Annotated in this window: 18 protein-coding genes, 3 tRNA genes and 2 pseudogenes; 14 read left to right on the top strand and 9 right to left on the bottom strand. The window is 70.6% G+C overall.

All coding sequences use genetic code 11. The annotated features are described in order from the left end of the window. Positions 1–226 precede the first annotated feature (226 nt). The 6 genes from ACQP1N_RS21070 to ACQP1N_RS21045 all read right to left on the bottom strand — a co-directional run bounded on the left by ACQP1N_RS21070 (position 227) and on the right by ACQP1N_RS21045 (position 3,299). Positions 227–298, bottom strand: a tRNA-Val gene (locus ACQP1N_RS21070). Positions 299–312: 14 nt separating this feature from the next. Continuing rightward, positions 313–383, bottom strand: a tRNA-Cys gene (locus ACQP1N_RS21065). A 27-nt stretch (positions 384–410) separates the two neighbouring features. Continuing rightward, positions 411–483: transfer RNA gene (locus tag ACQP1N_RS21060), tRNA-Gly, on the bottom strand. Between the two features lie 42 nt (positions 484–525). Next, a complete protein-coding gene (locus ACQP1N_RS21055; protein ID WP_067806635.1) occupies positions 526–1,497 on the bottom strand; it encodes a CHAP domain-containing protein in 972 nt (323 codons plus the stop codon). A gap of 154 nt (positions 1,498–1,651) precedes the next feature. Continuing rightward, positions 1,652–2,455, bottom strand: a complete 804-nt coding sequence (locus ACQP1N_RS21050) for a universal stress protein (protein WP_067806663.1) — start codon at positions 2,453–2,455, stop codon at positions 1,652–1,654. Between the two features lie 85 nt (positions 2,456–2,540). Next, positions 2,541–3,299, bottom strand: a complete 759-nt coding sequence (locus ACQP1N_RS21045) for a maleylpyruvate isomerase family mycothiol-dependent enzyme (protein ID WP_207394016.1) — start codon at positions 3,297–3,299, stop codon at positions 2,541–2,543. Between the two features lie 75 nt (positions 3,300–3,374). Here ACQP1N_RS21045 and ACQP1N_RS21040 point away from each other — a divergent pair, with 75 nt between their 5' ends. The 10 genes and pseudogenes from ACQP1N_RS21040 to ACQP1N_RS20995 all read left to right on the top strand — a co-directional run. Beyond that, positions 3,375–4,292, top strand: a complete 918-nt coding sequence (locus ACQP1N_RS21040) for a MerR family transcriptional regulator (RefSeq protein WP_067806638.1) — start codon at positions 3,375–3,377, stop codon at positions 4,290–4,292. A 72-nt stretch (positions 4,293–4,364) separates the two neighbouring features. Beyond that, positions 4,365–5,444, top strand: a complete 1,080-nt coding sequence (locus ACQP1N_RS21035) for an LLM class flavin-dependent oxidoreductase (protein ID WP_067806640.1) — start codon at positions 4,365–4,367, stop codon at positions 5,442–5,444. Continuing rightward, positions 5,441–6,031: an FMN reductase gene (locus tag ACQP1N_RS21030; protein ID WP_433226128.1), complete on the top strand. Its 591-nt coding sequence runs from the start codon at positions 5,441–5,443 to the stop codon at positions 6,029–6,031. Before ACQP1N_RS21035 ends, ACQP1N_RS21030 begins: the two co-directional genes overlap by 4 nt. Before the next feature lie 44 nt (positions 6,032–6,075). After that, the gene (locus ACQP1N_RS21025; RefSeq protein ID WP_067806646.1) at positions 6,076–6,423 is read left to right on the top strand and encodes an ArsR/SmtB family transcription factor; all 348 of its coding nucleotides are present in this window, start codon (positions 6,076–6,078) and stop codon (positions 6,421–6,423) included. Further along, positions 6,420–7,055, top strand: a complete 636-nt coding sequence (locus ACQP1N_RS21020; RefSeq protein WP_433226125.1) for an SRPBCC family protein — start codon at positions 6,420–6,422, stop codon at positions 7,053–7,055. Before ACQP1N_RS21025 ends, ACQP1N_RS21020 begins: the two co-directional genes overlap by 4 nt. A gap of 105 nt (positions 7,056–7,160) precedes the next feature. Next, the gene (gene hypF, locus ACQP1N_RS21015; RefSeq protein WP_433226123.1) at positions 7,161–9,359 is read left to right on the top strand and encodes a carbamoyltransferase HypF; all 2,199 of its coding nucleotides are present in this window, start codon (positions 7,161–7,163) and stop codon (positions 9,357–9,359) included. Positions 9,360–9,816: 457 nt separating this feature from the next. Beyond that, positions 9,817–10,686 (top strand): hypothetical protein, encoded by an 870-nt coding sequence (locus ACQP1N_RS21010; RefSeq protein ID WP_067806657.1) that lies wholly within the window; start codon positions 9,817–9,819, stop codon positions 10,684–10,686. Between the two features lie 889 nt (positions 10,687–11,575). Continuing rightward, on the top strand, positions 11,576–11,761 hold the full coding sequence (locus ACQP1N_RS21005) for a Scr1 family TA system antitoxin-like transcriptional regulator (RefSeq protein ID WP_067806660.1): 186 nt from the start codon (positions 11,576–11,578) through the stop codon (positions 11,759–11,761). 456 nt (positions 11,762–12,217) lie between these two features. Further along, complete coding sequence (locus ACQP1N_RS21000) at positions 12,218–13,579, top strand: DUF222 domain-containing protein (protein ID WP_433226121.1); 1,362 nt, start codon at positions 12,218–12,220, stop codon at positions 13,577–13,579. 191 nt (positions 13,580–13,770) lie between these two features. Then, positions 13,771–13,989: pseudogene (locus ACQP1N_RS20995) on the top strand (IS982 family transposase); the annotation flags it as partial. Here the strand turns inward: ACQP1N_RS20995 and ACQP1N_RS20990 are convergent. Continuing rightward, positions 13,972–14,769 (bottom strand): annotated as a pseudogene (locus ACQP1N_RS20990) (ISL3 family transposase); the annotation flags it as partial. The pseudogenes ACQP1N_RS20995 and ACQP1N_RS20990 overlap by 18 nt on opposite strands. Positions 14,770–14,928: 159 nt before the next feature. Between ACQP1N_RS20990 and ACQP1N_RS20985 the strand changes: the two are divergent. Further along, the gene (locus tag ACQP1N_RS20985; RefSeq protein ID WP_433226119.1) at positions 14,929–16,185 is read left to right on the top strand and encodes an MFS transporter; all 1,257 of its coding nucleotides are present in this window, start codon (positions 14,929–14,931) and stop codon (positions 16,183–16,185) included. Positions 16,186–16,233: 48 nt separating this feature from the next. Here the strand turns inward: ACQP1N_RS20985 and ACQP1N_RS20980 are convergent, their stop codons facing one another. Then, positions 16,234–16,635, bottom strand: coding sequence for a pyridoxamine 5'-phosphate oxidase family protein (locus tag ACQP1N_RS20980; RefSeq protein WP_433226117.1), 402 nt, complete (start codon positions 16,633–16,635; stop codon positions 16,234–16,236). 116 nt (positions 16,636–16,751) lie between these two features. On the opposite strand from ACQP1N_RS20980, the gene ACQP1N_RS20975 reads away from it, so the two are divergent. Continuing rightward, a complete protein-coding gene (locus ACQP1N_RS20975; RefSeq protein ID WP_433226115.1) occupies positions 16,752–18,461 on the top strand; it encodes an MFS transporter in 1,710 nt (569 codons plus the stop codon). Positions 18,462–18,734: 273 nt separating this feature from the next. Here ACQP1N_RS20975 and ACQP1N_RS20970 read toward each other — a convergent pair whose 3' ends face one another. Beyond that, the gene (locus ACQP1N_RS20970) at positions 18,735–19,868 is read right to left on the bottom strand and encodes a DUF2637 domain-containing protein (protein ID WP_131732573.1); all 1,134 of its coding nucleotides are present in this window, start codon (positions 19,866–19,868) and stop codon (positions 18,735–18,737) included. 259 nt (positions 19,869–20,127) lie between these two features. Between ACQP1N_RS20970 and ACQP1N_RS20965 the strand changes: the two genes are divergently transcribed. Both ACQP1N_RS20965 and ACQP1N_RS20960 read left to right on the top strand, forming a co-directional pair. Next, entirely contained in the window at positions 20,128–21,423 is a 1,296-nt protein-coding gene (locus tag ACQP1N_RS20965; RefSeq protein ID WP_433226113.1) for an erythromycin esterase family protein, read from the top strand. A gap of 9 nt (positions 21,424–21,432) precedes the next feature. Next, positions 21,433–22,218, top strand: coding sequence for a DUF427 domain-containing protein (locus ACQP1N_RS20960; RefSeq protein ID WP_067793975.1), 786 nt, complete (start codon positions 21,433–21,435; stop codon positions 22,216–22,218). The last annotated feature ends 139 nt before the right edge of the window (positions 22,219–22,357 follow it).

Here is a 22,357-nt window from a genome sequence, read left to right as displayed (position 1 = left end):
CAGGGGGAGCCCGCAGTTAACCGACAACCCAAACCGAAAGGGAGAGCTGGGGCGAAGTCCCACCCCCCGTGGAAGCCCGCAGCTAACCGATGACCTGAGCCGGGAGGGGGCGTGGGGGCGGAGCCCCCACACCGGGGGTCCGGGGGTCGCCCCCCGGGCAAACATGGCGAAGGAGCGGCGGGGAAGGAGCCCCCAGGCTCCGACCACACCACTCCCAACTCCGAAGTGGGCGATACTGGGATTGAACCAGTGGCCTCTACCGTGTCAAGGTAGCGCTCTCCCACTGAGCTAATCGCCCTTGCGTGTGCTGCGAGGTGGAGACGGGATTTGAACCCGTGTACACGGCTTTGCAGGCCGTTGCCTCGCCTCTCGGCCACTCCACCAGAGCGAGGCCTGATGGGGCCTCTCAGAGCGGACGACGGGATTCGAACCCGCGACCCTCACCTTGGCAAGGTGATGCTCTACCAACTGAGCCACGTCCGCGTGCTGGTCCGGGGGTCGCCCCCCGGGCTTGCATGGACAACTCTAGCGGAATCCTGGAGTGCTTGCGTACAGGGCCGGGGTGTCTTCGGTGACATCGGAGTGGAGGGAGTTCCAGAAGGCGAGTTCGGTGTCCTCTTCGAGGTGGGCGATGCGGCCCCAGAACTCGCGGTCTTCGGCCTCGTGGGCGGCGGCGAGGGAGAGGGCGGGCATGATGGTGGTGCCGGCGTCGGCGGCGTCGAGGTCGGCCGGGGTGACGTCGGCGGGGAGGGTGACGGGGGCGGCCGGGCGGTGGTGCTTGCCGCGTTTGCGGACGCGGATCGGCGGCGTGGTGGGGGCTTTCGCGGCGGCGGCGCGTCCGGCGGCGAGGGCGACGGTGCCGCAGAGGACGAAGGCGAGGATGCCGCCGAGGACGACCTCCTGGGTGGGGAGCTGCTCGGCGGTGGGGGCGCTGTGCTCGGCCTCGTGGGTTTTCGTGGACGTGAGGGGGGCGCCGACTTTGTCGACGGTGGTGGCGGGGGCGGCGTGCTTGGGGGTGTACTTGGCCTCGACTTTGATCTTCGATGGGTACCCGTAGCCCACGACCGAGCCGGTGTCGCGCGTCTTGCGCATGAGCTTGTAGCCGTCGGCGTTGCCCTCGATGGTGTGGAGGGTGTGGCCGTCGACCTTCTCGACGATGCCGACGTGGTCGATCTGGTCGATGTCGCCGGAGCCGTTCCAGTCGTAGAAGACGATGGCGCCGGGTTCGGGGTCGTGGCCCCAGGCGTCGTTCTTCTTGAACCACTTGGCGTGGTCGATGGTGGAGGCGAACTGCCCGGCCTGGTCGGTGACGTCGGCCTTGTCGGCGGCCCAGGCGAGGAACATGTCGCACCAGGGGGCGGTCTTGAAGTACTCGTCGTGGTCGCCGTCGATGTTCTTGGCGTACCAGTCGCCGAACTTGGTGTAGCCGTCGCCCTTCTCGGTGTAGCCGAGTTCCTTCTTGGCGATGTCGAGCAGCTTCTTGCCGATCGGGTCCATCTCGCTCCCTGCGCCTGGCTCGTTCGGGCAGGGTGACGCCCGACCGGGGACCGGACGTGCCGCGTTCCAATGTCACGTTCCGATCTCGACGGAATGTAGCCGAGGTAAATGGCGGGCGGCAAGCCGTTCCGCTGAACAGGTTAAAAGGGACCACTCAGTAGTAGCCACGAGGGAGGACGGTGACCGGACACGAGGCCGCGCGCAGCACCTTGAGCGCGACCTCGCCCAGGAAGACGCGGTGGGCGGCGGCGTCCTCGCTGGACGCGCAGACGAGAAGCTCGCCCTCGGGCCAGTCGACGTCGTCCAGGGCGTCCGCGACGTCGTCGCCTTCGCCGACCTCGGCGGACACGTCCTCGGGGAGCAGGTCGGCGGAGTCCAGGGCGAGCCGGATGGCGAGCGCCAGGTCGTCGCGCAGCGGCTCGGCGGACACTTCGCCGATGGCCAGTGTGACCAGCCGGAGCGGTACCTCCAGGCGCTCGGCGGCCTGGGCGGCGCGGATGACGGCCTCGTCGCACTGGGGCCGCCGGACGTACATGACCGTGATCCGGCCGAGGTCGTCCGGCGGGGTGTAGCCGGACGGGGCGAGCATCACGGCCTCGGTCGCCGAGTGCAGCAGGTGGTCGGCGGCGGCGCCGACGCCGATGCGGCCGTGGGCGCCGCCTTCGGGGGAGCCGACGACGATCAGGTCGGCGCCGATCCGGCTGGCGAGCACGGTGAGCCCGCGCCCGACGCTGCGTCCCTCCTGGACGAGCAGGTCCGCCGGCCGGTCCTCCAGCCGGCCGGCCAGCTGCTCCAGCACGGCCCGGGCCTCGCCGGCGGCGGCCGGGAGGCCCGGCGGATGGACGGTCGCCACGCTCAGCCGGCCGCCGGTCAGCGCGACGATGCCGTGCGCGAGCTCCAGCGCCTCCCTGCCGCCGGCGTCGGGGACGTATCCGGCGAGGACGTGTTCACCGATCATGTCCCCGAGCATTCCCCCAAGGAGCCCCATCAGACCAGAGGCGATCCGTGGGCGCCGCTCCCGCGCCGCCCCGGCAGGGCGGCGCCTAGACCGCGGTGTGCGCGAGCCAGTGCCGCACGAGCGACGCGTCGCCGGTCGTCTTCACGTCGGCCTCGTCCGGGGTGAGCCGGCGGGCGAACACGAGCAGCAGGTCCCGGACGGGCCCGGTGACGGTCACGTCCGCGTCCCCGGCCTCGTCCCGCCAGGACGGCCCGGCGGGTGTGCGGGTGATCAGCCACCCCGGCAGGGTCGGCTCCGCCGGACGCAGGCACAGCGTCTGGCCCGTCCCGCGCAGCTCGGCCAGCTCCGGCTTGTACGCCGTCGCCGACGCCCGCGTCAGCAGCCCCAGGAACTCGGTGATCGCGTCGGCGGCGAGGTCGGGCGCCGGCGTGAACGGGACGCCCGCGGTGAACGCCGCGTCGGCGCGGTGGACGGCCGTTTCGTGCAGCATCCGGCGCAGCCACATGACGGTCGGCTGCGTCCCGATGATCGCGTGCTCGACCGTGCCGTCCGGGTTCGCCTCGTACGCCGCGATCAGGTCCGCCGCGCCGTCCCGCAGCCATCCGGGCCAGCCGGCGGGGGAGTCCGGGATCGTGCGGGGCAGTTCGTCCACGACCTCGGTGCCGCCCGTCCGGATCAGATGGGCCGCCCACCGGTGCGCCTGGCCGACATGGCCGGCCAGGTCCCGCAGCGTCCACTCCGGGCAGGTCGGCACGCGCGTGGACGGGTCCGGCCCGGCGGCGGCCTCGGCGAATCCGCGGGTCTGCTCGCGCAGCCCCTCCTTCATGCGTTCCGGGTCGAGCACGTCCTTCCCCTTTCTCCTGGGTTCTCGTTGCGCCCGTAGAGTAGGAACTCCAGTCAGGTGGAGGTTCAAGCCCCTGTGACCGAGGACAGGACATTGGGGATCGGCGATCTGGCGGCGCTGACCGGCGTCCCGGTGCGCACGATCCGCTTCTACTGCGACGAGGGCGTCATCGAGGCCGGGCGCAGCGCGGGCGGGCACCGCCGGTTCGACGCCTCGGCGGTGGACCGGCTGCGGCTCGTGCGGCGGCTGCGCGGTCTCGGGCTCGGCCTGCCCGGCATCGTCGCCGTCCTCACCGGGGACCTGTCGCTGGAGGAGGCCGTCACCGCCGAGCGGCGCGCCGCCGACGCCGCGCTGGCCGCGCTCGCCTGGCGCCGCGCGTCGCTGCGCGCGGTCGAGGACGCGAGCCCGGCCGACCGCGCCGCTCGCCTCGACCTGCTCGCCGCCGTGCGGGACGGCCCGGCCGCGCGGGACGTCCTGCTGGACTTCTGGCGCCGCCGCGTCCTCGTCTCGCTGCCGGACGAGGCGATGCGGATGTTCCTGGAGATGAGCGTCCCGGAGCCGCCCGCCGATCCGACGCCCGGGCAGGTCGTCGCCTACGCCGGGATGGTCGCGGTGGCGAGCGACCGGGCGCTGCTGCGCGAGCTGCGCGCCCGGGGCCGGGCGAACGCCGAGCGGGTGCGGGACGAGCCGACGCTGATCGCGGGGCACGGCGAGGCACTGGCGCTGGCCGCGCCGCTGGTGCTCGCGGGCCGCGAACCGGCCCCCGGCCCGGCCCTGGACCTCTTCGTCGCGGCCCATGCGGCGGGCCGGCGGGAACGCGATACGCCGGAGTTCCGGCGCGCGCTGCTGCCCGCCGTCGCCACCGAGCAGGACCCCCGCGTCCGCCGGTACTGGACGCTGTTCGGCGAGGTCACCGGGGAGCCCGCCACCGCGGGGACGATCAGCTCCTGGCTGATCGACGCGCTCGAACGGGACGTCTCGGATCTCGCCTGACGGGCCGGAATACGCTCTCGCCCCGCCCGGTTCGGTAGGATTATTGAAAGTTCTACTATTTCGGAGGCCGGCATGCAGTTCGGGATCTTCACGGTCGGCGACGTCACCCCGGACCCGACCGACGGCCGCGTCCCGTCCGAGGCCGAGCGGATCAAGGCCATGGTCGCGATCGCGCTCAAGGCCGAGGAGGTCGGGCTCGACGTCTTCGCGACCGGCGAGCACCACAACCCGCCGTTCGTGCCGTCCTCCCCGACGACGATGCTCGGCTACATCGCGGCCCGCACCGAGCGGCTCATCCTGTCCACCGCGACCACGCTGATCACCACCAACGACCCGGTGAAGATCGCCGAGGACTTCGCGATGCTGCAGCACCTCGCCGACGGCCGGGTCGACCTCATGATGGGACGCGGCAACACCGGCCCCGTCTACCCGTGGTTCGGCAAGGACATCCGCGACGGCATCCCGCTCGCGATCGAGAACTACCACCTCCTGCACCGGCTCTGGCGCGAGGACGTCGTCGACTGGGAGGGCCGGTTCCGCACGCCGCTGCAGTCGTTCACCTCGACCCCGCGCCCGCTGGACGGCGTGCCGCCGTTCGTCTGGCACGGCTCGATCCGCAGCCCCGAGATCGCCGAGCAGGCCGCCTACTACGGCGACGGATTCTTCGCCAACCACATCTTCTGGCCCAAGGAGCACTTCCAGCGCCTCGTCGGCCTGTACCGGCAGCGTTTCGAGCACTACGGGCACGGCTCCGCCGACCAGGCGATCGTCGGCCTCGGCGGGCAGGTCTTCATGCGGAAGAACTCCCAGGACGCCGTCCGCGAGTTCCGCCCGTACTTCGACAACGCCCCCGTCTACGGGCACGGGCCGTCCCTGGAGGAGTTCACCGCCGAGACGCCGCTCACGGTCGGCAGCCCCCAGCAGGTCATCGACCGGACCCTGACGTTCCGCGACCACTTCGGCGACTACCAGCGCCAGCTGTTCCTGATGGACCACGCCGGGCTGCCGCTGAAGACCGTCCTGGAGCAGCTCGACATGCTGGGGGAGGAGGTCGTCCCGGTGCTGCGCAAGGAGTTCGAGGCGCTGCGCCCGGCGCACGTCCCGGCGACCGCGCCGACCCACACCTCCCGGCTCGCCGAGGAGGTCCGATGATCGCCGTCATCTCCGCCGGGCTCGGGCAGCCGTCCTCGACCCGGCTGCTCGCCGACCGCCTCGCCGCGGCGGCGGCCGAAGCCCTCGGGCCGGACACCGCCGTCGAGACGATCGAGCTGCGCGACCACGCCCACGCGATGGTGGACGCGACCCTCACCGGCTTCCCGTCCGGGACGTTCCGCACCGCCGTCGAGACGGTGACGGACGCGGACGGCCTCATCGCCGTGACACCCGTCTTCAACGCCTCCTACAGCGGACTGTTCAAGACGTTCTTCGACGTCCTCGACCGGGATTCCCTGGAGGGCAAGCCGGTGCTGCTCGGCGCGACCGGCGGCACGGCCCGGCATTCCCTGGCGATCGACTACGCCCTGCGTCCCCTGTTCGCCTACCTGCGCGCCGCGGTCGTCCCCACCGCGGTCTACGCGGCGTCCGAGGACTGGGGGAGCGGCGAGACCGCGCTGCCCGACCGCATCACCCGCGCCGGCGCCGAGCTGGCGGCCCTGATGTCCGCCCGCCCGGCCCCGCCGAAGGACGACCCGTACGCCCACCCCGTCCCGTTCGAGGAGCTGCTCGCCGGCGGACATTGAAATTAAGTCTTGGCTTATATAAGCCTGGGCTGTAGCTTGGGGTCGTGCACGCGTTCGATGTTCTGGGTGACCCGGTACGGCGCCGGATTCTGGAGCTGCTCGCCGAGGGTGAGCGATCCTCCGGAGAGGTGACGGCCGTTGTCCGGGAGGAGTTCGGGATTTCGCAGCCCGCCGTGTCGCAGCATCTGAAGGTGCTGCGCGACAGCGGGTTCGCGGTCGTGCGGGCGGAGGGGACGCGCCGGCTCTACGCCGTCGACACCGCGCCCCTGCAGGAGGTCGACGCCTGGCTCGACCGCTTCCGCCGGTTCTGGACCCCGCACCTGGACGCCCTGGCGACCGAGATCGCCCGGGGCAAGCGCGCACGCCGCCACAACCCAGGGAGCGAGACATGACCGAAGTGACGGGGCAGATCAACGCGGTGCGCCGCAAGGTCGGCGAACGGGTGCTGGAGGCCGGCACCGCGCGGACGTCGACGGTCAGCCAGGTCTACGACACCGATGTCGAGGACCTGTGGGAAGCCGTCACCAGCACCGAGCGGATTCCCCGCTGGTTCCTGCCGATCTCCGGCGAGCTCCGGCTCGGGGGCCGCTACCGGCTGGAGGGCAACGCGTCCGGGACGGTCGAGAGCTGCGACCCGCCCAAGAGCTTCTCCGCGACCTGGGAGTTCGGCGGCCAGGTCAGCTGGATCGAGGTCCGGCTGACCCCCGAACCGGACGGCCGGGCCCGCCTCGAACTGGAGCACATCGCCCACGTCGACGACGATATGTGGGACCGGTTCGGGCCCGGTGCCGTCGGCATCGGCTGGGACCAGGGGCTTCTCGGCCTGGCCCTGCACCTGGCGTCCGGGAGGGACATCCCTTCGGAAATGGGACCGGAGTGGTCCCTGACGGACGAGGGCAAGGAGTTCATCCGGCAGAGCGGCGACGCCTGGTACGCGGCGCACATCGCGGCGGGCGCCGACGAAGCCGCCGCCCGCGCCTGCGCGGACCGCACGATCGCCGCCTACACCGGGGAGACGGGATGACCTTCAGGCGGTGACGCTGCTCGGGGTCGGGTGAGATCGACTGGACGACCCCCGGGCGGATGCTCATTGCATCTGAACGATTACCTTCCGTGCCAGAATGACGGGGTGGATGTCAGAGTCGGCGTTCGCGTCGAGGGGGCCGTGCAGGGCGTCGGGTTCAGGCCGTTCGTGCACGGGCTCGCGACCGGCCTCGGGCTGTCCGGGGTGGTCGGCAACGACGCGGGCGGCGTGTTCATCGAGATCGAGGGCGCTCCCGACGCGGTCGGACGATTCCTGGACGGGCTGCGCACGCGTCCGCCCCGGCTCGCCGTCGTCGAACGCGTCACCACCCGGGATCTGGACGCGCGGGGCCGCGACGGCTTCGCGATCGTGGGCAGCGACACGTCCGGAGAGCGCCGCGCGCTCGTCTCCTGGGACTCCGCGACCTGCGACGACTGCCTGCGCGAACTCACCGACCCCGCCGACCGGCGCTACCGGTACCCGTTCGTCAACTGCACCAACTGCGGGCCGCGCTTCACGATCGTGAAGGACGTCCCGTACGACCGTCCCTCCACGACCATGGCGGGCTTCCCCATGTGCGGGCAGTGCGCCGCCGAGTACGAGGACCCGGCCGACCGCCGGTTCCACGCCCAGCCGGTGTGCTGCCCGTCCTGCGGGCCGTCCCTCACGCTGCGCCCGCACGCGGGCGACCCGCTGACCGCCGCCCGCGACATGCTCGCGGGCGGCGCCGTCGTCGCGGTGAAGGGCCTCGGCGGCTACCACCTGGCGGCGAGGGCCGCCGCCGAGGACGCGGTGGCGGCGCTCCGCTCGCGCAAGCACCGCGAGGACAAGCCGTTCGCCGTCATGGTCCCCGACCTGGCCGCCGCCCGGACGCTGTGCGTGCTCTCCGACGCCGAGGAGGCACTGCTCACCGGCCCGCGGCGTCCGATCGTCCTGGCCCGCCGCCGCCCGGACGCGGCGCTCGCCGACGCCGTCGCACCCGGCAACCGGCACCTTGGGCTCATGCTGCCCTACACCCCCCTCCATCACCTCCTCGTGACCGAACCCGTGGTCCTGACCAGTGGAAACGCGTCGGACGAGCCGATCGCCCACCGAGACGGCGACGCCCTTGAGCGCCTCGCCGGCATCGCCGACGCGTTCCTGCTGCACGACCGCCCGATCCACACCCGGACGGACGACTCGGTGGTGCGGGTCTTCCGGGGCCGGACCCTTCCCGTACGCCGATCACGCGGCTACACACCGGAACCCGTGCCGATCGCGAAGGGACGCCCCGTCCTGGCATGCGGCGCCGAGTCGAAGAACACGTTCTGCCTGACCCGCGACGGCCGCGCATTCGTCTCCCAGCACATCGGCGACCTGGAGAACTACGAAACCCTCCGCGCCTTCGAAGAGGGCATCGAGCATTTCCAGCGGCTTTTCGATATCACCCCCGAGGTGATCGCCTACGATCCGCACCCCGAATACCTGTCGACCAAATACGCGCTCGACCGGGAGTTGCCGTCCATCGCCGTCCAGCACCACCATGCGCACATCGCCTCCTGCCTGGCCGACAACGGCGTGGCCGACCCGGTGATCGGCGTGGCGTTCGACGGCACCGGATACGGAACGGACGGCACGCTCTGGGGCGGCGAATTCCTCATAGCCGACCTGCGCGGCTTCGAAAGAGCCGCCCATCTGGAACCGGTCCCGATGCCCGGCGGCGCCGCCGCGATCCGTGAACCCTGGCGAATGGCGGCCGCCTACGGTGTCCCAGAAGACCTCCGGGTGGCCCGCCGTCCGGACTGGCCCAAGGTCGCCGCCCTGGCCGAACGCCGGGTCAACGCGCCCCTCACCTCCAGCATGGGCCGCCTGTTCGACGCGGTCGCCGCGGTCCTCGGCATCCGCGACCGGATCAACTACGAGGGCCAGGCCGCCATAGAACTGGAGCAGCGCGCCGACCCGTCCGAATCCGCCGCGTATCCGGCCGCCCTCAACGGAACGGCCCCCTTCACCATCGCCGGCGCCGACCTGCTGGACGCGGTGGTGGCCGACCTGCGCGCCGGTGCCCCCGTCCCAGTGATCGCGGCCCGCTTCCACAACGGCGTCGCCGCCCTGATCGTGAACGCGGCGTCCCGTATCCGCGAGGAGACCGGGCTCGCCGTGGTCGCTCTCTCCGGCGGCGTGTTCCAGAACATGCTCCTGCTGGAACGCGCGGTATCCGGCCTGACCGACGCCGGATTCGACGTACTGACCCACCACCGCGTCCCGCCCAATGACGGCGGCATCAGCCTCGGCCAAGCCGCCGTGGCGACCGCCCGGAGTTGACCACGCGCGAATGCCGGCCCGGAGCGAAAAATTTCTCCCTGTTTTCTCTGCTACGGCGAAATCATCGAATCTCGCAACTCCATCGGCCGATCCGCGCCTATCGGACCCGTGACGCCGTCGCAATCCTCGCCGAATACCGATGCAAGCCCGCCACCTGTCGATCGCAGAAACGGAAGCAATCACGCGGCAGGCAGGAAGACGGCATGATCGGCGAATGCTCCCAGAATCCGACCGTCTCTCGTGGCGGATACGTCGCTGGGCGGCCCCCGCCACGTTGACCCTGTCCGTAGCGGCGTCCATTGGCGCGGTGCATCTGACACCGCACGAACGCGCATCGGCCACGCCCTACCCGGCTCAGCAGAAAACGTCCTATCAGACCCCTCGCAAGCCGCGCTTCGAACTCACGACGGAACCGGCCGCCGGCTCGTCCGGCACCAAACCGGCGCCATGGCTTCGAGTGGCCTCGTACCAGCAGGACGGCTCCGTCCGGCCGGTGGATTCGGTACGCGCGCCATCACCGTCCGCCGGCAAGGCACGGGAGATCATCGCGGGCCCGAACGGAACCTTCGTGGTGTCCGCCTCCCGGCAACGGCCCTGCGAGACACGGCTCTACACGTTCACGCTGACCGGCGGCGGCCGGGTGCGGAAGATCGAACCGCTGGGCAGGAGCGCCGCCCCCGCCCTGTTAGCCGGGCTCGCGATGAGCCCGGACGGCCGCCACCTCGCGTACACCACGACCCCCTGCACGACCACGGAACCACGCGCCACCGTGACCGTCCTCGACACCGGCTCGGGCGACCGCCGCACCTGGACGACGCAGACCCCCGCCGTCATCGGCGAGATCATCTGGGCGGGAGACAGCCGCACGCTCGGCTACACGATCAGCGACGTTCCCCAACCCGCCACCCCACCCGGAAACGTCCCACCGAGCGGACGCGGCATCAAGAACGTCACCGTCCACGCCCTCGACACGAACGCCCCCGGCACCGAGCTGCGCGGAGGCCGCATCCTGTTCCGCCAACCGGCCGACGCCAGGACGGTCACCAGCGCCGTGATGAACCAGGACGGCCGCACCGGCTACGGCATGCTGGAGAAAGACGAACCGCCGAGCACGGTGTTCTTCTCCTTCTCCGAAGGCAGGCCGCCGCACGTGATCCACACCATCCGGCGCGACCCGCACGTGGGCATCGTCATCGGCCTCGTGGGCGACGAGACCCCGAACTACGCATGCCTGAATGGCATCGATTCCTTCGACAGAGTGTCGGACGGCACCTTCCAGCCTCTTCGAGGCGCCACCTCCAGTTGCAGAACGGCCTACGCCTTCTGATCGGCGCTACATCACCATCTGTCCGGCCCATGAACCCGCCGGAGGCGAGGGCGCGGGCTACGTCCGCGGTGCCGAGTGTGCTCATCCGTGCGCCGGGGCGTGGGGCTGGAGAGAAGACGGACTCATGACCCCCTCTCAGGAGTCCGCTGAAACCGGTAGGTGCCCCTGGACCGGGTGATCTGTCCGCCCTCATGCCGTCAGTCAGTCCTCTTGACCTGCGGCGCGCCGGTAACGGCGGGGACGTCCGGACGAGCGGGCCTGGCACCGTCCAGCCGGATGACCACCACGTTCCGCGACCGGCCGAACGGCCGACGGGCCTGCTCGGCGTCCGAGAAGCGTCCGAGAAGCGTCCGAGAAGTCGGATCCCCGAGTTGCCGCAGACGACGGCCTTGCCTTCGCCGAAATCGAGCCACCATCCGAGGACGCCGCCGTCGTCATCCCCGGCGTCGATCCAGCAGAGCGCGAAGAGACGCGGCGCGTGCTCGGTGGCCGGCTCGGTGACCTCGACGGGCAGAGGTTCAAGTGCGGAAGTACCGTTCGTGCCACACAGGGTGAATCCTTCTGACCACCTTGAGCGGGGAAATGGTCCTCGCGTGGACCGGTCGTGACCGGCAGGCCGACCAAGTGAGGACACGGTGGCAAGGCGGGGCCATGGCGACCAGGTGAGGAGGCATGGATGGCATCGAAGAAGACCCTGACCCCGGTGGCCGGTGCTGCGGCACTCGCCTACTGGGGCGGTGCGCTGCGCTGCCACCGCGAGAAGCGGATCTCACCCAGGGGCAGTTCGCTCGGATGATCTATATCTCGTCCTCCCCGATCGCCATGATCGAGACCGGCAAGCGCACCCCCCAAGCCGTCCTTCATCAAGGACTGCGACCGGGCACTCAACATGGGCGGCGCCCTCGCCCGCCTAGGGAAGCGTCTGATCGAAAGCTCCTACCTGGAGTGGTTCCGTCCGTTCGTGGAGATCGAAGCCGACGCCGACTCGATGATCGAATATGAGGCACAGGCGGTACCGGGCCTCCTGCGAACCGAGGACTACGCCGCGCTCTGCTGCGGATGGGACGAGCCGTGACACGGACGAAGAGATCGAGAGGCATGTCGCCGCCAGGATGAATCGCGCCTGCTGCTGAAGCCATGCGAACTCTGCTGCTATTTTCTAGTTGCGGCGGTCTTTTACCGGATTAGTGTGGTTTCGGTAGGTGCCCCGTTGCGGTGGCCCCTGCGGGCCGGTGCGGACAGTGCGGTCGCTGTGGGCTGAGGTCACTTCGGTTGGGCTTGGTCGGGCGCTGTAGGTGTTCAACGTGCGGGTTTGTGCAGGCTCCTCTAGGCGCGTCCCTTCGGGATGCGCCGGTTCCTGCTGCTGCGACGTTGGCGAATAGCGGGGGATCGTTCTTCGGTGGACCCTGCAATTCGGTTGCGGTGGTCTGTATATTTTTCTGGATCTTGCCCGTGTTGGGTGTCTGGAGGGTCTTATTATTCTCACCTAGAATTGTTGGTGTGGTGTTGAGGTGTTCGATATTATGGGGATATGTGTTCGACAGAGATCGATGTGGCGTCGATGTCCACCGGTGAGCTGGTGGACGTGGCGGCATTGATCGCGGCCGAACTCGCTCATCGGGATCCGCCCGGCAGTTCGGCTGAGTGCATGGAGGCCGCCGAAAGGCTTGCTCGGGCCACCGACCTGCACGAGAGCGCCCTCGCCGGACTGATCGGCCGGGTGGACGCTTCCGGGGAGATGCGCCGGTGGGGGCTGCCGTCCACCCGGGCGTGGCTGCGTAACCATCTGGGCATGCGCGAGGCCCGCGCCAGAGAACGCGTCAACCTCGCTCGCCAGCGGCATCGCCTCACCGGCGTCGCCAAGCGACTCTCCTGCGGAGAACTGTCCTACGGGTACGCCACCACGATCACCGATGCGGTCCTTCACCTGGACGACACCGACTGCGCCAAGGCCGAAGACGTCCTGCTGGGCATGGTCGAGCAGGGTTTCTCGGCCGGGAAGGTCGCCTCGTTCGGCCGCCGCATCCGCGACGTCATCGCCGAACGTGACGGCACCGAAGCCGTTCCCGATGCCGACACCCGGCGCGGCTATGAGCGTTCCTGGATCGACTCCACCCGCTCGCTGGACGGCGGCCGCTACATCAAGGGGTGGCTGAACGCCGAAGACGCCGCCGTCTGGGACGGGACGCTCGGGCCGCTGGCCAAGCCGGCCGGGACCGACGACCACCGCGACCTGTCCGAACGCACGGCGGCCGCGCTCACCTCGGTGCTGTCGGGTGGGCACAAGGCCACCAAGGTCACGGTCATCTGCGACCTGGACACCCTGACCGGTGGAAAGGCGCCGGCCAGGCTGACCGACGGCACCCCCATCCCCGCCGAGCAGGCCCGCCGCATCGCCCTGAGCGCCGGAGTGTCGTCGCTCCTCCTGGGACGCGGCCACACACCCCTCTACCTCGGCCACCGGGTGCGTTTCGCCAGCCCCGCCCAACGCCAGGTCCTCGAAGCCCTTTATCCGACCTGCGCCGTCCACGGCTGCGAAGTCCCCGGGACGTTGTGCGAGGTCGACCACGTTCACGGCTGGGCACTGGGCGACAGCCCCACCGACATCGACCGGCTTGCCCTCACCTGCGGGTGGCACAACCGGTGGAAGGCGGCCAACCCGCGCCAGATCCACATCACCCGAGGCGCCGACGGTCGCTACGGCTACCGTCTGCTGCCCCCCGAAGACGCCCGGGAGCGACACCGCCCACCATCCGGCACCCACATGCCCTGGAATACGGCTCCGCCTACTCCCGTCATCCGGCCGTCCCCTCCGGGCCCCTATCAAGGGCAACGGTGCCGTCCACGGACCGGTGCCCCACCGCGGGGCCGCCGTCAAACAACCGGCCCCTGACGAGAGCCGCGCCCACTCCCGCCCAGCACCGGCACCAGTCCGCCCGCAGCGGTTCCCGCCTTCTGACCAGCGACATACTCGCCACTCAAAGAGCGTGGGTCATGCTGTCGTGTGGGTGCGGACCATGCCCGCCGCTGATGTGGTCGGCTGAACCGGCTGAGGGCATGGCGAAGGGCGCCCATGATCAGTGTGTGAAGACAAACCTGGACGCCCTTCTGACCGCACTCTATGTCCATCTGGACGACCATGTCCTGCCTGCGGCGGGTCGGCCTCGCAGACGCGGTCCCGGCCGGGTGCTCAACGACGCCGAGCTGGTCTGTGTGGCGGTGGCGCAGGTGTTGCCGGGGTGTGATTCCGAGCGCCGGTGGCTACGGATGGCACCCGGCAGGATCGGGCACCTGTTCGCGCGGCGGCGGCCCGGCTTTGGCCCGGCATGCGCTGTGCGCGGCGACCTCCTTCAACACCGCTTCGGCGAGGTTGTGCCAGATGTGCCGCCGGTCGCCGACCTGCTGCACGCCGGGGAGGGTGCGGCGGACCGCCTCGGCGTAGGCGCCGGAACCGTCCCGGCAGACGACCTGGATGCCCGGGTGCTCCCGCAGCCACGCCTCCGGGGTGTCGGCCCTGCGGTCGGGCGGCACGTCGATGCGCTGCCGGGTCTGGGCGTCGATCAGCGCGGTGGCGTGACTGCGGCGCTTGCGCGGGGCGAAGTCGTCCACGCCGAGCACCCGTGGCCCCGGCCGCTCCGGCAGCGGAAGCCTCAGCAGTGCGCGCAGTGCCGTGTGCCGGGATGGCGACACGCCCAGCGCGGATGACAGGCGCGTGCCGGCGCGGCCGGCCAGCTCCCGCACCACCACTGCGATCTGCGAGGTCAGGCGGGGCGTGCGGTGCTGGTGGCGCTCCAGGACGCCGGGCAGTTGTTCACGGAAGGTCTGGACGCAGCCGCGGATCGGGCACACCAGCCGGCGCATCCGCACTCCGACCACGACCCTGCGGGCATCGATCGGAACGTCGGCAACCGCCCGTCACCAATAACCGTGCATCGACCCGGTGCCGCAGCCCGGGCATGCCGCCGGGCCGTCGGGTGTCCGCGCCCGCACCCAGATCAGCTCGCCCTGGTCCACCACGTCCTCGATGGCCAGCGGAGACAGCCCGGAGGACACCAGCTTCACAAGATCGTCGTTCTCCTGCATGACCGATCGTGATACCGCGAAGCCAGGACGTCACCACCGAATATGCGACAGAGCCCAAATAACGGTGGATCTCATTCACCGGACGGCCGGAAATCCATGGCCCGTCGGTCCGGTTTTATCGGGCTGGCTTACCGAGATGCCTTGTCATAAGAATCTTGTGTGGCGATCGAGAGCGTGGGGCGGCCGCAGCAACGTCTGCGTGATTGCCCCGGTTTCGTGTCGGCATGGGCGGCGTCGACCATCTCGGACTTCGGCAGCTATGTCACAACGCTCGCCATCCAGGTGCTCATCGTGCTCACGCTGCACGAAGGCGCCACGGGCGTAGGGCTGGTCAGTTCGGCGCGCTGGGCGCCGTACCTGCTGTTCGGGCTGGTCGCCGGGGTTCTGGTAGATCGTTCCCGGCGGCGTCCGCTGCTGGTCACCACTGATCTCAGCCGTGGTCTTCTTCTCATCGCCGTGCCGGTGCTCGCCGTGACGCATCACTTGTCGCTGCTTCTGCTGATGCTGTTCATGGCCTTGTTCGGGTTGATGTCCCTTCTCAATGACGCCGCGTCTCAGGCATTTCTTCCGCGGCTGGTCCCCGCCCATCTGCTCACCGCGGCCAACGCCCGGCTCGACCAGAGTTCGGCGGTCGCGCAGACCTCTGGCCCGGCTCTCGCAGGTGGGCTGGTCTCGCTCTTGACGGCGCCGTGGGCCGTACTCGTCGACGCCGTGAGTTACCTCGTGTCGGGGCTGCTGCTCGTCCGGGTCCGGGTGCCCGAGCCCGCGTCCCGGCCTGTTTCGGCTCATGGCGTGACGAGCGAGGCGGTGCAAGGTCTGCGGTGGGTCTATGGGCACGTCACCCTGCGGCCCCTCGCGGTGACCACCCACGGTTGGTTCTTCTGCTCGGCCATCGTGGGCGCCGTCCTGCCGACCTTCGCGCTGCGGACCCTCGGCCTGAGCCCGTTCGGCCTGGGGCTGACGGTCGCGGCGGGTGGGGGCGGTGGGCTCCTGGGCAGCATCGCGGCCACGCGGCTCGGTGCGCGCTTCGGCGCGGGGCGGGTGGTCATCGTCTGTCGCGCGCTCACCGGGGTCTCCTGGGCGCTGATGGCATCGAGCACCGCGCAGTGGGCCGGGTGGGTCCTGTTCGCCGCCGGGCAGGCTTTGCTCGGCCTGTCGATGGGCGCGGAGAACGCGAATGAGATGGGGTATCGGCAGGCGGTGACGCCGGACGCCCTGCAGGGGCGGATGAACGCCGTCATGCGTTCGATCAACCGTGCCGTCATCGTGGTCGGTGCACCCGCGGGCGGGATTCTGGGTGACGCGGTCGGGGACCGGTCGGTGCTCTGGGGCGCTTCGGGCGGATTCCTGCTCGTCGCGGTCGTGCTCGCGCTGTCCCCTTTCCGGAGCGCCGGCCTCGATGACCTCGGTCGTTGACGCGGCCCTGGAGGGGCAGAGGTAGGAAGGGTGCAGAGGCAGGGAGGGTCAGAGGTTGCCCAGTGCTCGGGTTGCGGTGATCTCTATGACCACTCGGTTCGGGTTGGGGCGCGGGGGCTTGTAGCGGGCCGTGTAGCGGCGTTCGGCGTCGGCTACGGAGTCCGGGTCTGTTTTCACGACCGCGCGGCCTTCGATGGTGGCCCAGCGGCGGCCGTCCACCTGGGTCACGGCGACCGGCAGGCCGGCCTCGCCGGCGTGGCGGACGTGGCGGACCTTCGCGGAGGTGGCCGAGGTGATCACGCGGACGGTCCCGGCGTCCAGGGTGGCGCCCACGGGGACGGCGTGGGGGGTGCCGTCCGGGCGGACGGTGACGAGTGTGCATATGTGGCGTTCGCCGAAGAACGCGGCGAGGCGTTCGTCGTCCAGGTCCAGCCGGTGTTTCCCGCCCATCTGGAGCATCTTACGTGCCCTGGGGGTGAGGGTTGAGGCTCCTTTGCCGGGGTGGCGTGGAAGAGCGCGCCCATGATCAGTTAGTGCAGGAAACTATCTGGCGGGGGTGACGCGGCGTGTCGTCCGAGCGCTATCCGTGGGTCGCGCTGAGCAACACGACGCTCGGCATGCTGCTGGCGACGGTCAACTCCTCGATTGTGATCATCTCGCTGCCGGCGATCTTCCGCGGGATCCGGTTGAATCCGCTGGAGCCGGGCAATATCGGCTACCTGCTGTGGATCCTGATGGGCTACATGCTCGTCTCGGCGGTGCTGGTGGTGACCCTTGGGCGGCTCGGCGACATGTTCGGGCGCGTCCGGATGTACAACGCCGGATTCGCGGTGTTCACGGTCGGGACGCTCGTGCTGGCGCTCGATCCGCTGCACGAGGGCGCCGGGGCGGTCTGGCTCATCGGCTGGCGGGTGTTCCAGGGGATCGGCGGCGCCATGCTCATGGCGAACTCGGCCGCGATCCTCACCGACGCGTTCCCGGCGCACCGGCGCGGTATGGCGATGGGCGTCAACCAGGTCGCGGGCATCGCCGGGACGTTCATCGGCCTGGTCGCCGGCGGCCTGCTCAGCGAGATCAACTGGCGGCTGGTGTTCTTCGCGTCCGCGCCGATCGGAATCATCGGGACGATCTGGGCGTACCGCAGCCTGGTCGAGACCGCGAAGAGGGCCGTCACCGCGAAGATCGACTGGCTCGGCAACGCGACGTTCGCGGTCGGGCTGACCGCGCTGCTCGCCGCGATCACCTACGGCATCCAGCCCTACGGCGGCCATGACATGGGCTGGACGAACCCCTGGGTGCTGACCGGGATCACCGGCGGCATCGCGGTGCTCGTGCTCTTCGGCTGGATCGAGACCAAGGTGGAGCAGCCGATGTTCCATCTCGGGCTGTTCCGCATCCGGGCGTTCACGGCGGGGAACGCGGCCGGGCTGCTCGCAGCGATCTCGCGCGGCGGGATGCAGTTCATGCTGATCATCTGGCTGCAGGGCATCTGGCTGCCGCTGCACGGCTACGACTACGCGGACACGCCGCTCTGGGCGGGCATCTACCTGCTGCCGCTGACCGCCGGTTTCCTGGTGGCGGGCCCGCTCTCGGGGCATCTGTCCGACCGGCACGGCGCCCGCGCGTTCGCGTCCGGCGGGCTCGTGCTGTCCGCGCTGGCGTTCGCCGGGCTGCTGATGATCCCGACCGACTTCGGGTACCCGGCGTTCGCCCTGCTGATCTTCCTCAACGGGATCGGCTCCGGGCTGTTCGCCGCGCCCAACACCACCGCGATCATGAACTCCGTCCCGGCGGACCGGCGCGGCGTCGCGTCCGGGATGCGCGCCACGTTCATGAACGCCGGCATGGTGCTGTCGATCGGCGTGTTCTTCTCCCTGATGATCGCGGGCCTGTCCGGCACGCTGCCGAAGACGCTCACGCAGGGACTGACGCAGCACGGGGTCCCGGCCGGTCCGGCGGCGCGGGTCGGCGAGCTGCCGCCGGTCGGCACGCTGTTCGCCGCGTTCCTCGGCTACAACCCGATCCAGAACCTGCTCGCGCCGTTCCATGTGCTCGGCGGGCTCGCGCCGGACGACGTGGCGACCCTCACCGGCCGGTCCTACTTCCCGCACCTGATCTCCGAGCCGTTCCACCACGGGCTCGTCATCGTGTTCGGCATGGCGATCGCGATGTCGCTGGTCGCGGCACTGGTGTCGCTGCTGCGTGGACGCCGGTACGTGCACGACGACGCCCGGGAGGAGCCCGCGTTGCAGCGGGCCGGACGGGGCGCCTCCTAGCCGGAGCCCGCCGCTTCAGCTCACTGCGGCTTCCAGGTTCGGGCACGGTTCCGGTGCGGGTGGTTTCCCGGAGAGCGTGTGTGTGGGTGTTCCCGGGCCGGTTCGCCGTGTGTTGCGGCGTTTCATGACGGCCTGGAGATCGGGCAGGTCGTGGCCGACCGCGGTGAGATGCGTCTTCATCGGTGTCGCACGGGCGGAGCGTGATCCCGCCGATACGGCGAGGACCGGCCGCCCGCGATGCGGCGGGCGGCCGGTCCGGAAGTACGGCGAGGGTCAGACCCGCCAAGACTGGACGAGGGCGTCCAGCGTGGCCTGGTCGTAGACGATCCCCTGCGAAGTCAGTTCCTGGGCGACGAGTTCGCCGTCGCCGTGGTGCTTGGCCAGCAGCCGGTACACCGCGTACGGGAACCAGTGGTTGTCGCTGATTCGCTGGATCTCGGCCTCGTCGCAGCTGTAGCCCTGGGCCCTGACCTCGGCGAGCGTCCCGGCCACGTCCCCATGCCGCCGTTCGAGGATGTCGATGACGAGCGAGCGCAGGTTCTCCGGGGACGGCCCGGTCGCGGGCTGCTCGGTGGCGGTGCCGTAGGAGCTGCGTCCGTTGAGGCTTGCGGGGCTCGCGGCCGCGGCGGCGCTCACCACGGCCAGCTTCGGCTCCGGCTCCGGCGCGGGCGCCGGGGCGGGCGTGGGGGCGGGCGGCTCCGGTGCGGCGGCGGTGGCCTGGGCGGACGCGTTCGCCGCGGGCTCGGGCGCCGGCTCGGCGGCCTCCGTCTTGGCCGCGGGCTCCGCGGCGGCCGATGTGCCGGATTCGAGCGCCTTGCCGGAGTAGCCGGGGACCTGGATCTGCGGGAACGGCCCGGTGGTCCGCAGCGGCATCAGCGTGATCTGGTTCAGCGTGACCGGACCGGCGATCGCGCGCGGCTGCGGCGGCTCCGGCTGCTTGGCCTTCTCCTCCTTCTCGAACTCCTGCGACACGTACCGGTGCAGCGTCCGCAGCAGGACGAACAGGCCGAGCATCGACACGATCGGCGGGACGGCGGCCGTCGCCTGGTAGGAGAACGTCTTGTGGCCGACGTGGCCGACGTTGAAGATGAGGCTGGCCGTCCACCCGGCGAGGGCGATGGTCAGCGGCAGGCAGAAGTCCAGCCAGCTCAGCAGGGTCCGGCGGCGCAGCACGAAGGCGTCGATGGCGAGCAGGAAGAGGCCGAGCTCTCCCACGATGATGAAAAGGTCGACCAGCAGGGGGAACGATTCGGCCTTCCAGCCCCGCAGGCCGTGTTCGAGGGCCCAGTGGTAAAGGCCGGCGTAGGACTGGGCGAAGCCACCGGCGGTGGCGGTCAGGACCGCGGCCGCCATGAAGGCGATGGCCCCCCACCGTGTGATGACCTGAGCCCGGTTGGCAGCGCTCATGCGGCGTGTGCTCCCAAGAGTTCTTTACTCGACCAATAGTGATCGCTGGGAGACTATCCATTCTCTTGGCGTTCTGTGGCCGATTCGCATTACGTCTCGATCGCATTCGCCGAGATGACGGCCCGCGGCGGTCGCGCCGGGGCCGCACCGGGGCCGCGGCATCGGGTGTCCCCGCTGATTCCCACGGGTGCGGTTCCGTTCCGCGGGTACGGGACGAATACCGACAAACCCCCCGAATTACTACAGAAGGGGGATCGCCGTGAGCGATGCCGATGACGTGCTCGGGGCGGCGCTGCCGCTGGAGTACGAGGAGGACCTCGATCCGATGCTGGACCGGATCGGGGACGCCCGGTGCGTGCTGATCGGCGAGGCCAGCCACGGCACGCACGAGTACTACGCGTGGCGGTCGGCGCTGACCCGGCGGCTGATCGCCGAGCGCGGGTTCTCGTTCGTCGCGGTGGAGGGAGACTGGCCGGACTGCCGGCGCGTCGGCCGCTGCGTGACGCTGGCGGAGGGCTCGCCGGAGGACCCGCGGGACGTCCTGGACGCCTACGAGCGCTGGCCGACGTGGATGTGGGCCAACGAGGAGACCGTCAAGTTCTGCCGATGGCTGCGCGGCCACAACGCCGACCTGCCGTCCGGCGAGCGCGCCGGTTTCTACGGCCTGGACGTCTACAGCCTGTGGGAGTCGCTGCGCGCGGTCGTCGGCCATCTGGCGGACAACCGGCCGGAGTATCTGGAGACGGCGCTGGAGGCGTACCGCTGCTTCGAGCCGCACGCCGAGGACCCGCGGGCCTACGGGCGGTCGGCCGCGCTGGTCCCGGGCGGGTGCGCCGAGGAGGTCCTGGCGCTGCTGACCGGGCTGCGCCGGCCGGCGGACGCCGGGGACCCGGCGGAGGAGCTCGACGCCCGGCAGAACGCCGAGGTGGCGGTGGGCGCCGAGCGGTACTACCGCGCCATGATCGGCGGCGGCCCGGAGGCGTGGAACGTCCGGGACGTCCACATGGCCGACACCCTCGACCGGCTCATGGAGTTCCACGAGTCGGAGCGTGACGGCGGCAAGGCGGTCGTGTGGGCGCACAACACCCATGTCGGCGATGCGCGGGCCACCAACATGGCCGACGCGGGGATGATCAGCCTCGGCCAGCTCGCGCGGGAGCGGCACGGCCGGGACCGGGTCGTGGCGATCGGGTTCGCCGGCGGGCCGGGCGAGGTCGTCGCGGCGCCGGGCTGGGGAGCCCCGATGGAGGTCATGCACGTTCCGCCGCCGGTCCGCGGCTCGCTGGAGGAGGTGCTGGCGGAGTCGGAACTGCACCGCGGGCTGTTCATCGTGCCGCCCGAAGCGGACAAGCCGTCCTTCCTCACCCGGACGCTCGGGCACCGCGCGATCGGCGTCGTGTACGACATGGACCGCGACCGGCGCCAGTACGTCCCGACCAGGCTCGCCGACCGCTATGACGCGCTGTGCTGGTTCCGGATCACCTCCGCGCTCCAGCCGCTGCACCTGGAGGCGGCGCGCCGTGGTGAACTGGAGACGATGCCGACGGGAGTATGAGGAGCCGCCATGTCCTTGACCATGGGCCCGGGACCGCTCGCGGGCTCGCCCGGCGACGAGGTCAACTTCACCATCAAGGGGCCGGAGCACCGGCTGTTCATGCAGGACTTCCCGCGCCGCGTCCGGGCCAGGTTCGCGGGCGAGACCGTCCTGGACACCGAGCGCGGGAAGCTCCTGCACGAGACGGGGCTGCTGCCCGTCCTGTACGTCCCGGAGGAGGACGTCCGGACCGGCCTGCTGGAGAAGACCACCCACTCCACGTACTGCCCGTTCAAGGGCGACGCCGCCTACTGGACGGTCCGGGTCGGCGACCGGGCCGCGGAGAACGCGGTCTGGGCCTATCCCGAGCCGAAGCCCGAGTCGTCGTGGCTGCGCGGGTACATGGCGTTCTACTGGCACCCGATGGACGCCTGGTTCGACGAGGACGAGCAGGTCCACGGGCACCTGCGGGACCCGTTCCACCGCGTCGACGCGCGCCGCACCTCCCGGCACGTCCGGGTGCTGCGGGACGGGGAGGTGATCGCGGAGACCCGGCGTCCGCTTCTGCTGTCGGAGACGGGGCTGCCCAACCGCTTCTACATCCCGGCCGACGACGTCCGCCGCGACCTGCTGACCCGCGGCGACAAGCGGACCGTCTGCCCGTACAAGGGCGAGGCGACGTACTGGTCCCTGGACGGCGCCGAGAACGCCGCCTGGTCCTACGAGGATCCCTTGGCGGACGCCGCCAAGATCGCCGGCTACCTGAGCTTCGACCACGGGGCCCTGACGATCGAACCCGCGCCGCCGCGGGCGTAGCGGGCCCGCACGCCGTCCGGAACCGGCCGCGGGCCGTGACCCGTGCCGGCCGGGAGGCTTATCCGGGTTCTCGCGGTGCACAGGCGGGCGGCTCCCGGTTTACAGTTCTGATTGACCGGGAGCGGTGACGGCGGGCAAA

Source organism: Actinomadura formosensis (assembly GCF_050948385.1).
Taxonomy (GTDB): Bacteria; Actinomycetota; Actinomycetes; order Streptosporangiales; family Streptosporangiaceae; genus Spirillospora; species Spirillospora formosensis.
The sequence above is the reverse complement of the archived record's forward strand: the minus strand, read 5'-3'. Positions and strand labels throughout refer to the sequence as shown.